Origin of the sequence: Bacillus sp. FSL W8-0640, assembly GCF_038007725.1 — a bacterium.
Lineage (GTDB): Bacteria > Bacillota > Bacilli > Bacillales > Bacillaceae_G > Bacillus_A > Bacillus_A cereus.
In genome coordinates this window covers 626,248-640,142 of the sequence record NZ_JBBOXT010000001.1, presented here as the reverse complement: position 1 = coordinate 640,142, position 13,895 = coordinate 626,248, and the positions used below count along the sequence as shown (strand labels likewise).

The following is a 13,895-nucleotide window of genomic DNA, read 5'->3' as shown; positions in this document are numbered from 1 at the left end:
AAATTTCTCACAAACGACAAAAATTAACAGAAACAATTGCACTTTAAGAGAGGTGGAAATTATGACAGAGCAAAAAGAACAACAAGAGAGTAAAAACCAAAAGCATATGTTTCCATCACTTCCGGAGAACATTAATTACATTGAAAATAAACTTTCTCATTCTGATGATATAAAAAAATTAGATCTCCCTTTTCAAAACGGAAAAGGAGCAATCTTATATATCGAATCTTTAGCAGATCCAAATCTAATTCATCAGTTAGTCCTTGAGCCATTATTAACGCGATCAGATTTATCTTTAGATAAAGCTTTTTCTACGTTAAATATGAAAAAAGAAACGAATTTAAATTATGGGATACAACTTTTATTACAAGGTAAATCCTTATATTTTCATGAACACGTCGACAGTTTTTGTATTTTCGAAACAACCTTATCTTTAAAGAGAGATATAGCAGAGCCTGATAATGAAGGAGTTGTGCGCGGTCCACATACTGGTTTTGTAGAGGATCTAGCAACTAATTTAACCTCTATTCGTAAACTCATTAAGAGTCCAAATTTAGTTGTTAAGTATTTTACACTCGGTGAAGAAATGCACACGAAAGTGGCAATTACTTATATGCAAAATATAGCGAATGACGATTTAGTTATAGAAGTGAAAAGAAGATTGGAAACCATTAAAACGGATGCACTTATGCCACCAGGATACATACAAGAATTTATAGAGGACACGTCTTTCTCCCCATTTCCGCAGCAATTAAATACAGAGCGTCCAGATAGAACTGTTGCTAATTTAATGGAAGGGCGTGTTGCTATTTTATCTGATGGAGATCCAACAGTGCTCATCGTTCCTGTTACATTATTTGCTTTCTATCAATCACCAGATGATTATAATAACCGTTGGATTGTCGGTTCTTTCGTCCGAATGATTCGCTTAGTAAGTTTTTTAATTGCCTTTCTCTTACCAGCTTTATATATTGCAACTGTTGCTTTTCATCCTGATGTGTTACCGCTCGAACTTGTGTATACGATTAAAGCTTCATTAGAGAAAGTACCGCTTCCTCCTATTTTTGAAGCTCTCTTAATGGAGTTAATTTTCGAGTTATTACGAGAAGCTGGTATTCGCTTGCCGAGCCGCGTTGGACAAACAATCGGTATTGTAGGTGGTTTAGTAATTGGGGATGCAATTGTAAAAGCTGGACTCGTTTCTTACACAATGATCATCGTTGTAGCTTTAACTGCAATCTCATCTTTTCTCGTTCCATCAAACGATATGAGTTCAGCAGTTCGGATTCTTCGTTTTCCATTAATGCTCCTTGCTGCCATATTCGGATATGTAGGAATATCATTCGGTCTCATTATAACTTTCGTTCACTTATGTCAGCTTCATTCATTTCATACACCATATCTTTCTCCTGTTGCCCCGATGCGGATTAAAGATATGAAAGATTCTTTCATAAGACTACCAATTTGGTCATTTTGGGAAAGACCACATGATCCAAAACCGAAAAAAATGCAGCGCCAACATGTAACGAGAGAGGATGAGGACGGTGACAAACACGCAAAGTAAAATTTCACTTGTTCAATTTACCTTTTTCGTTATTCAATGCCAAATTGGGGTCGGTATACTATCTCTACCTAACCGGCTTCATCCGATAGCAAAAGGTGGTGGTTGGATTTCTGCGCTCATCGCGGGGCTTGCCATTCAACTTATTATTTTACTTATGTGGCTTTTCTTAAAACGATTTCCTGATGCAGATATGTATAAAAGTGTTTGTATGCTATTTGGTAATAAGTTGGGAAAACTATTGGGCTTTTCTTATGTTTTTTATTTTACCCTTATCGGTATGACGGTTATGTTGAATGCTTGTAACGTCATTAAAGTATGGGTTTTACACGCAACTCCGTGGTCTGCAATTCTCATATTATGTACAGTAGCTTGTTGTTATGTAGCTTATAACACATTTAAAGTCATCGTACGATTTTATGTCATGGCCTCTATTCTCATTATTCCAATGGCTCTTTTAATTGCCCTAGGGCTTTCACGAGCTGATTTCTCTTATATTTTTCCTATTACAGAAGCCGGATGGTGGAATATAATTCAAGCATCCAAGGAAACAATTACAGCCATGTATGGTTTTGAAATTATTCTTATCGCTTTCCCAAAAGTAAATGGGAGTTCTATTGCAAAACTGAAGGCCATTTCTATCGCCAATGGATTTGTAACTCTTTTTTATACTTTTACCGTTTGGATTTGCTTTATCGTATTTAGTCCAAAGCAAATTGAGCTTATTCCAGAGCCAGTTGCTTACTTATTACGCTCCTTGCATATTGGAATTATAGATCGAACGGACCTAATCTTCATCCCAATTTGGATGATAACAGTTGTCGCTTCTATTGCTAGTTATTACTGCGCTGCTTCAATCGGAATTGGACATATATTCAACCTTGCTAATCATAAAAAGGCTGTTCCAATCGTTGGTATTATTGCTTTTAGTGTAGCCTTATTTATAGATACACCTGAAGAATTAAAAGTAATTTCAACTTTCACTGATAAGTTCACCTATATTTTCATCGTTGTCCTCCCTCTTTTATTTCTACTTTATTCAATAATAAGAAAGAAGAAAGGAGAACAGTATGTTCCCAAAAAGAGTTAAATTACTTTTAATATTATGTACTAGTTCCCTCCTTTCTGGCTGTTGGGATCAAGAACCATTAAGGGAGGCAAGTTTAGCTTATAGCGTTGGAGCTGATATTACGGAAGAGAATAAACTCCAGCAAACAATCGAGCTCGTAAAAAGTTCAAGCGGAGAGCAATCTTCATTTGAGAATGAAATATATTCAGCAACCGGGCATAACATAATGGATACAGGCGATGCCCTAAAAAAAAATGTGACTGGGAATATTCGCTATTTTAAATATGGTGTTCAATTACTCGGAACCAAAATTCTAAAAAAGGGTATACTCCCCTATTTAGATGTCAGCTTTCGAGATCCAACAAACCCAACTGCTTTAGTAAAACTTATTGCAGTAGATGGTGAAACATCGGAGATACTCGAAAAAAAGAAAATAGGAAATTTACTAATTGGAGATTTTCTAAAGAAAAAAGTGAAAAGCTTAGAAGATATGAGTGTATTTCCAAAAGAAACTTTAGAAACAGCTGCTACAAAAATGTTAGATCCCGGTAAAGACTTTACCCTTCCTTCTATAAAAATAAAAGGAAAAGAAGTAGTTACAAACGGGTTAGCTTTATTTAACAATGATAAATTAACTGGGCATTTACCTTTGCAACAATCTGTTTTATTCGTGTTATTAACCGGAAAAATGGGAACAAGTGCCCGTATAACCCAAAAACTGACTAGTGATGAATCTGAGAAGACATCTGATTATTTAACAATGGAAATTAGTAATCGAAAATTAAAACGCGACTTAAAAATAACAACAGATAAAAAAGGAAATGTTTATGCTCACATTAAGCTCCAATTAAAAGTTATAGCACTTGAATCTCCAAGAGATAATATGTATACAATGGACGATAGAGAAAAACTAAATAAAGAACTTTCTAAACAACTCACGAAAGAAGCGAAAAAAATAACAAGAAAACTACAAAAAGCAAATTGTGATGCTTTCGGTATTGGAAGACATCTTATCGCTTATCATCCTAACTTATGGAAGAAAAAAAATTGGAATAAAGATTATGCAAAAGTAAAATTCAAACCTGAAGTAGAAGTAAGCATTTTGTATAGTGGTGTCTTAAAATAAAAAGGTTGTATGCCGCTCGGGCATACAACCTTTTTATTTCGTATATCGATACACAATTGATTCATATGGTCTTAAGTTAAGTTTTGCAATATCCTTGCTGGCATCTTTATAATTCGACAGTAGTACTTCTTGTTTCATTCCATCTAACTGAACGTGCGCTGGTACTGAATACGTTATTTCTTCTCCATAGAAGTTATTTATAACAAGTAGTACTTCACTTTCTGTAGTACGAGTATATGCCCAAATTTTAGGATCATTTTTATCCAAAATAGCATATTCTCCTTCTGTAATTACATCATACGTTTTTCTAAGCTCTATTAACTTTTTATAATGATAAAATACGGACTCTTTATCTTCTAATGCCTTCTCTACGTTTATTTCTTTAAAATTTTCAGCCGCTGAAATCCAAGGTGTACTTGTTGTAAAACCACTGTTCATCTCTTCATTCCACTGCATCGGAGTGCGAGAGTTGTCACGAGATTTTTGCTTTAAAATCCCTATAATCTCTTCTTTTGATAGCCCTTCTTTTAGCTTTATATCGTATATATTTAACGATTCTACATCACGATATTGCTCGATGGACTCAAATTTAGGATTCGTCATACCGATTTCTTCCCCTTGATAAATATAAGGCGTTCCTTGCAGCATGTGCATGGCTGTCGCTAACATTTTTGCAGATTCGTTTCGGTACTTTCCATCATCACCAAAGCGTGACACGATGCGAGGCTGGTCATGATTACACCAAAATAACGCATTCCATCCTCCGCCCTTTTGCATTTCAATTTGCCAGTTAGACATAATCTCTTTTAATTTAATAAAATCAAACTCTGCTTTCGTCCACTTATCACCATTCGGATAATCTACTTTTAAATGATGGAAACTAAACGTCATGCTTAATTCATTACGCTCAGGATTAGAATATTTAATACAATTATCAATTGTCGTAGATGACATTTCTCCAACTGTAATGACATCTTTTCCTGCAAAAACATTTCGGTTCATCTCTTGTAAATATTCATGAACACGCGGACCATCTGTATAATACTTGCGTCCATCACTTGTCGCAGTACTACCTTCATCGTTTAAGAAGCATTGGTCTTTTGAAATTAAGTTAATGACATCTAATCGAAATCCTGTTACCCCTTTATCCAGCCAAAAACGCATCATATCATATACTTCTTCACGAAGTTTTTCATTTTCCCAATTTAAATCAGCTTGTGTTTCATCAAATAAATGTAAATAATATTGCTCCGTCTTCTCATCATATTTCCAAGCAGATCCACCAAACTTAGACTGCCAATTATTTTTTTCATCACGCCAAATATAGTAATTACGATATGGACTATTTTTATCTTCCTTCGCTTCTTTAAACCACTTATGTTCAGTCGAACTATGATTTACAACAATATCCAGCATAATCTCAATGTTACGTACTTTCGCTTCTGCTAAAAGTTCTTCAAACTCTTCCATCGTTCCGTAAGATGGATCAATGCTGTAATAATCACTTACATCATATCCATTATCATTTTGTGGTGATTGGTATATCGGTGTTAACCAAATATAATCCACTCCGAGTTCTTTTAAATAATCTAGTTTCTCTGTAACCCCTTTTATATCACCGGTTTCTCTATTGTAATAACTATTAAAGCTCTTCGGATAAATTTGATAGACTACACTTTTATGCCAATCCTTCATGTTTAACTTCCTCCTACTTCTGTTTCACTCTTTTTGCAAATAACCATGTTAAAGTAAATGGGATTACAACTGCAATAATCATTCCGACAATAAACATTGGAATCGATTTCGGAATGATAGAAATAAATGCTGGCAATCCCCCAATTCCGATAGCAGGTGCTAATACACCATTTAATGTAATGAATATCGCTGCCACAGCAGACCCTATAATCGCTGCATAAAACGGGAACTTATTTCGTAAATTCACACCAAACATCGCTGGTTCTGTAATACCGAAGTATGCTGAAATGGCTGATGTTGATGCCATACTTTTATCATTTTGATTTTTAGAAATCCAGAACATCGCAAGTGCCGCACTACCTTGCGCAATATTAGAAAGAGCAATCATCGGCCAAATAAATGTACCGCCATGTTGTGCAATCAATTGTAAATCAATTGCAATAAACATATGATGCATACCTGTAATTACAAGTGGTGCATATAACGCTCCAAATAATACTGCTCCAACTACTGGTACTGTTTCATATACACCTACTAATCCTACTGTTAATAAATCTCCAATATGACGTGTAACCGGACCAATAATTCCTAATGCTAACACACCTGTCACAACGATTGTTGTAATTGGTACAACTAATAATTGAATTGCATTTGGTACATGTTTCTTTAAGAAAATTTCTACTTTACTTAACACAAATGCAGCTACTAAAACCGGCAAGATTTGACCTTGATACCCTACCTTTTCAATTTGGAACAGTCCTAAAATATCGAAGTACTCAATCTTTTGTCCGTCTAAACCAGTCGCTGCTTTTCCATAGTCCCAAGCGTTTAATAAGGCCGGGTGCACAAGCATTAATCCCATAACAATCCCTAGTATTGGACTACCACCAAAACGCTTCGTTGCTGACCACCCGACAAGTGCTGGTAAGAATACGAATGCTGTATTGGCCATCATATTAATTAAATCCCAAAGCCCGCCTAAGTTCGGATAAACATCTAATAAATTTTTCCCATCAAAAAATAAGTCCTTTGCGCCTAATAGATTGTTAATACCCATTAGTAAACCAGCCGTTACGATCGCTGGTAATATCGGCATAAATACATCTGAAAATATTTTTACAAACTTTTGAGCTGGATTTAACTTCTGATTTCCAGAGTCTTTTACGTCAGCTACAGTCGATTCTTTCATACCCGCAAGCGTTATCAATTCAGCGTAAACACGATCTACATCTCCTGGACCAATTACAACTTGAAATATACCAGCGTTATGAAACGCTCCTTTCACTAATGAAACAGACTGTAATTTATCATTATCTATTTTACTTTCATCTTTTAAAGCGATACGGAGCCTCGTCACACAATGTGCAGCTTGTTCAATATTGTCTTTCCCACCAATATACTGCAACACTTCCTCTGCTGTTTTACGATAGTCTTTCCCCATATTCCCGTCCCTCTTTTCTTTTTTTGATACCGTTTACAATTACATATTAACTCGTATATATAAGTTAGTCAACACTCGTATATACGAGTTTGTGTTTTTTTTATAAAAAAAAGAGATGAAACAATATTTTGTTCCACCTCTTTACTTCCTGCGTGCCACATCCGAAAAGTGAAAAATATCTAAACGGTGGCGTGATTCTGTATATTCAAACTGACTTCCATCATACAAATGTGTAAAGTTTTTCACAACGACAACATAGTCTGTTCCATTTAAATCTAAATACTTTCTGTCATCCTCTGTACATGGCTGTACTTCAATTACCCTCTGCGAATAACTAATATGTAGCCCAAGCTCTTTCTCGATGTATTTATAAATCGATGCAGTTGCAACTTCTTTCGTTAATCCTGGAACAAACTCAGATACAAAATGATTTATATCTAAAATTACTTTTTCTCCATCAATATTTCGTACACGTTTAATATGGTCAATCTCTGTTTTTTCTTTTACATTTAATAATTTTGCAATTTCTTTTGTGGCTTTTTCTTTGTCCATTTCCACAACTTCCGTAATACAATGACGTCCCAAACGTTCATTTTCTTCTTGGAAACTTACAATACCGCCAAAATTAAATTCAATATTTTTTCGCTTTAAAACAAAAACACCTTTTCCATGAATTTTTTGCACATATCCACGCTCTTGCAGTAAATCTACAGCTTTTCTCACCGTGCCTCGGCTTGCCTCATACTGCTTCATTAATTCTGTTTCTGATGGGATTTTGCATCCCTCTTTTAATTGTTTATTATCAATAGATTTACTGATTTCTGTATAAATTTGTTCATACTTACTCATCATCTACAATAGCCCCTTGTCACCTTCTAATTCTATATGTATTATAACATGCTTCACTCTTCTGCCAATCTCTCACTTATTTTCCAGTACAAGAAAAATATAGGTAAATATTTAATCTTTAAAACGTATTTTTATAAAAATTTTTATATTTTTCTTTTCATTCAAAAAAACATGTAGTATACTAACTTCAAAATCAGAGGAGAAAGGGAGCAAAGAACTATGCTTACTTATACAACAACTGTAGTTACATTTGCACAAAAACATCATCATCATACGTAACCCTTGAAACCTAGCGGAAAAATTACGCGTAGGTACAAGGGTTATTCCCGTTGTACCTACGCTTTGGCAAAAGAGCCATGTAGGTATTTTTTTATCTACATGGCTCTTTTTTTATTGTCAAAAAGCTAGTAAAAAATGATGTTTAAGCAAAACTTACTACAAAGGAGTTAACAAAAATGGAAACGAAAAAATGGGGATTATGGGTTTTAACAGCATTTGTTATCGGGAATATGGTTGGCGGTGGCGTATTTATGCTTCCAGCAAATTTAGCACAAGTATCAGGTCCAATGGGTTCTACACTCGCATGGAGTATTACAGGCCTTGGCGTATTTATGATTGCACTTGTATTTGGAAATTTAGCGATTCGTAAACCAGAATTAAAAGCTGGACCACAAAGCTATGCTCAAGCGATGTTTCCTTCAAAAAAAGCTGGTAAAGTTGCAGGATATAGTATGGCATGGGGATATTGGGCTGCTAACTGGGCTGCAACAGCATCTGTTATTATTTCCTTTGCTGGATATTTATCAACATTCTTTCCAGTTTTACAAAGTAAGCAAATTCTTTTTTCAATAAACGGATTTTCACTAGAACTCGGAAAAGGGTTAACTTTCCTTGTATGTAGCCTTATGCTATGGGGAATTCAATATATTCTTTCTCAAAATATTGATCGAGCTGGAAATATGAATCTACTTGCTACTATTGCAAAAATTATCGGATTTACAATGTTTATTGTAATTACATTATTCATTTTCAATGCTTCTAATTTCGGAGACGGTCAAACCTTTATGAATGAAGCAGGACAATCTATCTCGTTAGGTGGCCAAATCAATTCAGCTGCTATTGCAACACTTTGGGCGTTTATCGGTATTGAATCAGCGGTTATGCTTTCTAACCGTGCAAAATCACAGCGCGATGTAAAAAAAGCTACGATTTTCGGATTAATTATCGCTCTTCTTATTTACATGTCAATTACTTTACTTACAATGGGAGCTCTTCCGCAAGATGCTTTAAAGGAGTCTCAAAAACCGTTAGTAGATGCATTAAATTTAGCAATTGGAAATAAAGGTGCATATATAATGGCCTTACTCGCTCTTATATCTTTATTTGGATCTACAGTTGGCTGGATTGTTGTTAGTTCAGAAGTACCTTACCAGGCAGCAAAAAATGGACTTTTCCCTAAGTTTTTCGGGAAAACAAATAAAAAAGGTAGTCCTTCAAAATCACTATTGATTACAAATATAATGACGCAAATTTTCTTATTTTCAACGATTTCTGGTACTGTTTCAGAAGCGTATAGTTTCGCTATCGTCGTAGCAACATTAGCCTATTTAATTCCATACCTTGTTTCTACCTTGTACCAATTAAAATTAGTTATTACAGGAGAAACGTATGATATACTGCCCGGATCTCGGGTAAAAGATGGAATCATTACGACATTAGCGTTGGTATACTCTATTTGGGTTATCAAAACGGGAACTGCTGATTTAAAAACATTCTTCTTAGGAATTGGATTGTTCGTATTAGGTCTTATTCTTTATCCAGTACTAATGAAAGACTCACAAAAAACGGATTAAATAAAGAGAAGCTGCTGGCTTCTCTTTTTTATTAAAAATCTGTAATTAACTTTTCTTTTAGCTCTCCTACAGATAAAGGTTTCGCATAATAAAATCCCTGTACATAATCACAGCTCATTGATTGTAACAAACTCTCTTGCTCTACTGTTTCTACTCCTTCAGCAACTACTGCTAAATTTAAACTATGAGCAATTTCAATAACGGATTTTACAATCGTTCGTTCTGGTTGTGCGTGATCATAATGAAATTCACGAATAAAATTACGATCAATTTTTACAATATCCAGTGGTAGTTGTTTTAAATAATATAAGGAAGAATAGCCAGTTCCGAAATCATCCAAAGCAATTAAAACACCCATATTTCTTAATTCTTGTAATGTAGCAATAATATAATCAAAATGGCGGACTGCTATGCTTTCCGTTATTTCTAATATTAAACGGTTCGGAGGAAAACCAGTTCTCTTTAAAATGCTACGTACAGAGAAAATAAAACGTTTCTGCATTAATTGTTGTATAGATAAATTCACTGATAACTTTAGTCCTTCTTGATAATTGGGCAATGTTTTAAACAATCGGCACGATTTTTCTAATACCCAGTCTCCTAGCTTTATAATAAGTCCAGACTCTTCAGCTACCGGGATAAATTCGTTTGGTGAAATAGGTCCGTCTTCTGTCATACAGCGTACTAGAGCTTCTATACCAGAATATCTCTTCGTTTTCAAATCAATAATAGGCTGCAATACTACATCTAACTCTTCATCACGAATTGCCTTTTGCAAAGCAAACTCAACTTTCATTCTACGATTTATTTTCGCGCGTAGCTCATCTGTAAAGAAACATGCAGCATTTCTACCCTGTTCTTTTGCACTATACATAGCTAAGTCGGAGTTTTTCAATAATGTTTCCACGTCTTGTCCGTCTTGTGGATAAGAACAAAGTCCTAGACTAGCTGAAATATATACTTCATGGCCTTCAAGAATAAATGGTGCCTGGAAACATGACAACACAGATGTCGCTAACTGCCTCATATCATCTTGTCTATGATTTTTTGTTAACAGCACAAATTCGTCGCCACCTAGCCTAGCCAGAACATCTTTCTCTCCTAGTACATAATGCAACCTTGAAGCGACTTCGCTTAAAAGTAAGTCCCCTATCATATGACCTAACGTATCATTTACTAATTTAAAACGGTCCAAATCAAAGTAAATCATACCAAATTCTTTTTTATCTGCAATCAATTTATTAACGGTCGTTATTAATTGCAAACGGTTCGGCAAACTCGTTAAAGCATCATGATAGGCAAGTTCCCTATAACGACTTTCACTTAGCCGCAACCTCTGTTCCGCTTCTTTTCTACTACTAATATCATTTCGTATTGCGATAAACTGGTAAGGCTCTCCTTTTTCATTTAAAAATGGAACAATTGTTGTTTTGACCCAATAATATGTACCATCTTTTGCTCGATTCCGAATCTCACCTGTCCATACTTTCCCATTCAAAATACGTTTCCATAAGTTTTGAAAAAAGGTTTTCGGATGATGACCTGAATTTAAAATACGGTGATCTTTTCCAATTAATTCTTCTCTTTTGTATTTAGAGATTTCACAAAATTTATCATTTACATATGTAATAAGACCTTTTCGATCTGTAATTGCAACAATTGAAGACTCATCTAATGCTAACTTTAAATCTCGCAACGAAGAGTCATATAATGCATGACCTCTCTGTTCTAGCATGCGCATCTCTCCTTGCTTCTATCTGACTAAAACACAACCTGTTTCTCTTCATAGAAATAGAGATATTTCATTTTCTAATACTAGCCCTTTACATAAATTATCTTTTTAAATAAACCGATTAAAATAACATAATATTATTTGTAATAAAAAGCAATATTATACCGTTTCGATTATAACTGGTAGCTTCCCATATCTCTAATTACTTCGCGCCTTATTATACCGCAATCCTTTTAAGTAGCTCTATGCAAGCCTTGTTTCCAACTAATACCACTCATATCTGATCTCTTTGTTTTTAATAACGAAATAGAAATTAGATCATACTACATAACTATTCACAAATAATAATATGAAAATCTACATTAATGTGCATGTTTTTGAATTACAATAACAAAATATTAACATATTTCCACCTTAACTTTGGAATTATTTTATAAATAAATACTGTATTAAACTAAAAAAGAGGATAGCCTCTTTTTTAGTTTAATACGAATATGGTATTTGCTGATAACCTGGGTATGGCATTGGATACGTTACAGGGTATGGTGATGGATAAGCTACTGGATATGGAGCCGGATAATATCCTCCACTTGTTGCACCTGTTAATGCACCAGCTGTTAGTCCGCCTAACACTCCTCCTGCAAAGCTTCCAGGGAAAAATCCGCCTCCCCATGAACTACCACCACCCCAGCCCCATCCGCCTCCGTGATGATGATGGTGATCATAGTGATTGTGTCCTCCATGATGATGATTTCGATAGTACAATCCATTATTTTCTATATAATCCATGTTTCTCAGCTCCTTTTCGATTTTTTCATTTTCATATGCGTTAAGAGTGGGATAAAAAATGGGATAGTACACTGTATGTAGGACAAATGCGGAAAGTATAGGTGAAATGTCTATATTTTGTAAAAAAAGCAAAACACCTTATAATAAAGATGTCATATTACATCTTCTATTTAAGAAGTCTATATTGAAAAAAGATTAGGGGAATTATATAGAAATGAAGAAGCCTATCGTTCAATTACTATTAATATTTACAATTGTATCTATCGTTCTGTTCCTATTAAATACATCGTATATTTCGTTATATACATTTGTCGGTGCTCTATGGTCCATCACAATCGTCGGAATTTCATTCGTTATTTTTATAGAAAATAGATCTCCACAAAGTACGTTAGCATGGTTTTTAGTATTAGCACTTCTTCCTATTATAGGTGTGCTTTTATACGCTATTTTCGGACGCAGCCGCTGGAGAAGAAAAAAACATCTCCATCGTTCAGAAGAACAAAGAAAATTATTCCGTGAAATATTAGAAGGAAGAAGACTAGAGTTATTACTCACAGTCCCACTAAATGAACGTTCCATACATTTAACAGAAGTCATACAAAAATTTGGAGGTGGTCCTGCCGCAGATAAAACAACTACAAAACTTTTAACAAACGGAGATCAAACATTTTCAGAAATTTTGCGAGCTATAGAGCAGGCAAAGCATCATATACATATTCAATACTACATTTATAAATCTGATGAAATTGGTACAAAAGTTCGAAATGCTTTAATACAAAAAGCAAAAGATGGTGTTATTGTACGCTTCCTTTATGATGGCCTTGGAAGTAATACGTTACGACGACGATTTTTGCAACCTATGAAAGAAGCTGGGATTGAAATTGTAGAATTTGACCCTATTTTTTCAGCTTGGTTACTTGAAACTGTCAATTATCGTAACCATCGAAAAATTGTTATTGTAGATGGAAAAATTGGTTTTACCGGAGGACTCAATGTCGGTGATGAATATCTTGGCCGTTCCAAGAAATTTCCTGTTTGGCGTGATAGTCATTTAAAAATAGAAGGAAAAGCATTATATAAATTACAAGCAATCTTTCTAGAAGACTGGCTCTATGCCTCTAGTGGTTTAAATACTTATTCCTGGGATCAATTCATGAATAGACAATACTTCCCAGGTAAAGAGATTTCAAATGCAGAAGGTGCTGTTCAAATCGTAGCAAGCGGACCAAGCTCCGATGATAAAAGTATTCGTAATACATTATTAGCTGTTATGGGCTCTGCAAAAAAATCCATTTGGATCGCTACACCCTACTTTATTCCAGATCAAGAAACTTTAACATTATTACGCTTAAGTGCAATTGCCGGAATAGATGTACGGATTTTATATCCAGGTAAAAGTGATAGCATCATTAGTGATCAAGCATCTCAATCCTATTTCACTCCGCTTTTAAAAGCTGGTGCTTCTATTTACAGTTATAAAGATGGTTTTATGCATGCAAAAATTGTACTCGTTGATGATACAATTGCAACTATTGGAACAGCGAACATGGATGTACGTAGCTTTGAATTGAATTACGAAATTATTAGCGTGCTTTATGAATCAAAAACAGTTCACGACATTAAACGTGATTTTGAAGAAGATTTTAAACATTCAACTGAAATTAAATGGAACTCTTTCCAAAAAAGAAGTATAAAAAAACGCATATTGGAGTCTTTCATGAGGCTCATTTCTCCTTTACTGTAGGCAATCAACTTCATCTTGATTGCTTTTTCTTTTCCC

10 protein-coding genes are annotated in these 13,895 nt (G+C 34.7%); 5 read left to right on the top strand and 5 right to left on the bottom strand.

From position 1 onward, the window contains the following. Positions 1 to 61 precede the first annotated feature (61 nt). Genes gerKA through N2V80_RS03230 form a run of 3 tightly spaced genes read left to right on the top strand, consistent with a single transcriptional unit; the run spans position 62 to position 3,756 of the window. Positions 62 to 1,564 carry a spore germination protein GerKA gene (gene gerKA / locus N2V80_RS03240; protein WP_061655590.1) on the top strand — a complete coding sequence of 501 codons (1,503 nt, stop codon included), beginning with the start codon at positions 62 to 64 and terminating at the stop codon, positions 1,562 to 1,564. Continuing rightward, on the top strand, positions 1,545 to 2,651 hold the full coding sequence (locus N2V80_RS03235; RefSeq protein WP_000185796.1) for a GerAB/ArcD/ProY family transporter: 1,107 nt from the start codon (positions 1,545 to 1,547) through the stop codon (positions 2,649 to 2,651). The genes gerKA and N2V80_RS03235 overlap by 20 nt, the downstream gene beginning before the upstream one ends. Beyond that, complete coding sequence (locus N2V80_RS03230) at positions 2,632 to 3,756, top strand: Ger(x)C family spore germination protein (RefSeq protein ID WP_000484128.1); 1,125 nt, start codon at positions 2,632 to 2,634, stop codon at positions 3,754 to 3,756. Before N2V80_RS03235 ends, N2V80_RS03230 begins: the two co-directional genes overlap by 20 nt. A gap of 33 nt (positions 3,757 to 3,789) precedes the next feature. Here the strand turns inward: N2V80_RS03230 and treC are convergent, their stop codons facing one another. The 3 genes from treC to treR form a co-directional block, all read right to left on the bottom strand. Then, complete coding sequence (gene treC / locus N2V80_RS03225) at positions 3,790 to 5,451, bottom strand: alpha,alpha-phosphotrehalase (protein ID WP_000656144.1); 1,662 nt, start codon at positions 5,449 to 5,451, stop codon at positions 3,790 to 3,792. Between the two features lie 13 nt (positions 5,452 to 5,464). Next, complete coding sequence (gene treP, locus N2V80_RS03220) at positions 5,465 to 6,892, bottom strand: PTS system trehalose-specific EIIBC component (RefSeq protein WP_000513940.1); 1,428 nt, start codon at positions 6,890 to 6,892, stop codon at positions 5,465 to 5,467. A gap of 141 nt (positions 6,893 to 7,033) precedes the next feature. Beyond that, positions 7,034 to 7,744 (bottom strand): trehalose operon repressor, encoded by a 711-nt coding sequence (gene treR / locus N2V80_RS03215; RefSeq protein ID WP_061655589.1) that lies wholly within the window; start codon positions 7,742 to 7,744, stop codon positions 7,034 to 7,036. Positions 7,745 to 8,196: 452 nt separating this feature from the next. Here treR and N2V80_RS03210 point away from each other — a divergent pair, with 452 nt between their 5' ends. Then, a complete protein-coding gene (locus N2V80_RS03210) occupies positions 8,197 to 9,594 on the top strand; it encodes an amino acid permease (RefSeq protein WP_000448444.1) in 1,398 nt (465 codons plus the stop codon). A 31-nt stretch (positions 9,595 to 9,625) separates the two neighbouring features. Here the strand turns inward: N2V80_RS03210 and N2V80_RS03205 are convergent, their stop codons facing one another. Then, positions 9,626 to 11,329, bottom strand: coding sequence for a putative bifunctional diguanylate cyclase/phosphodiesterase (locus N2V80_RS03205; protein WP_000893350.1), 1,704 nt, complete (start codon positions 11,327 to 11,329; stop codon positions 9,626 to 9,628). A gap of 480 nt (positions 11,330 to 11,809) precedes the next feature. Further along, entirely contained in the window at positions 11,810 to 12,115 is a 306-nt protein-coding gene (locus N2V80_RS03200) for a hypothetical protein (RefSeq protein WP_061655588.1), read from the bottom strand. 214 nt (positions 12,116 to 12,329) lie between these two features. Between N2V80_RS03200 and N2V80_RS03195 the strand changes: the two genes are divergently transcribed. After that, entirely contained in the window at positions 12,330 to 13,859 is a 1,530-nt protein-coding gene (locus tag N2V80_RS03195) for a cardiolipin synthase (RefSeq protein WP_000743032.1), read from the top strand. Positions 13,860 to 13,895: the final 36 nt, after the last annotated feature.

Excerpts from the sequence above, each read along its gene's own strand:
- gerKA (WP_061655590.1), top strand. The coding sequence starts at position 62 with ATGACAGAGCAAAAAGAACAACAAGAGAGTAAAAACCAAAAGCATATG.
- N2V80_RS03230 (WP_000484128.1), top strand. The coding sequence starts at position 2,632 with ATGTTCCCAAAAAGAGTTAAATTACTTTTAATATTATGTACTAGTTCC.
- treC (WP_000656144.1), bottom strand. The coding sequence starts at position 5,451 with ATGAAGGATTGGCATAAAAGTGTAGTCTATCAAATTTATCCGAAGAGC.
- treP (WP_000513940.1), bottom strand. The coding sequence starts at position 6,892 with ATGGGGAAAGACTATCGTAAAACAGCAGAGGAAGTGTTGCAGTATATT.
- treR (WP_061655589.1), bottom strand. The coding sequence starts at position 7,744 with ATGATGAGTAAGTATGAACAAATTTATACAGAAATCAGTAAATCTATT.
- N2V80_RS03210 (WP_000448444.1), top strand. The coding sequence starts at position 8,197 with ATGGAAACGAAAAAATGGGGATTATGGGTTTTAACAGCATTTGTTATC.
- N2V80_RS03205 (WP_000893350.1), bottom strand. The coding sequence starts at position 11,329 with ATGCTAGAACAGAGAGGTCATGCATTATATGACTCTTCGTTGCGAGAT.
- N2V80_RS03200 (WP_061655588.1), bottom strand. The coding sequence starts at position 12,115 with ATGGATTATATAGAAAATAATGGATTGTACTATCGAAATCATCATCAT.
- N2V80_RS03195 (WP_000743032.1), top strand. The coding sequence starts at position 12,330 with ATGAAGAAGCCTATCGTTCAATTACTATTAATATTTACAATTGTATCT.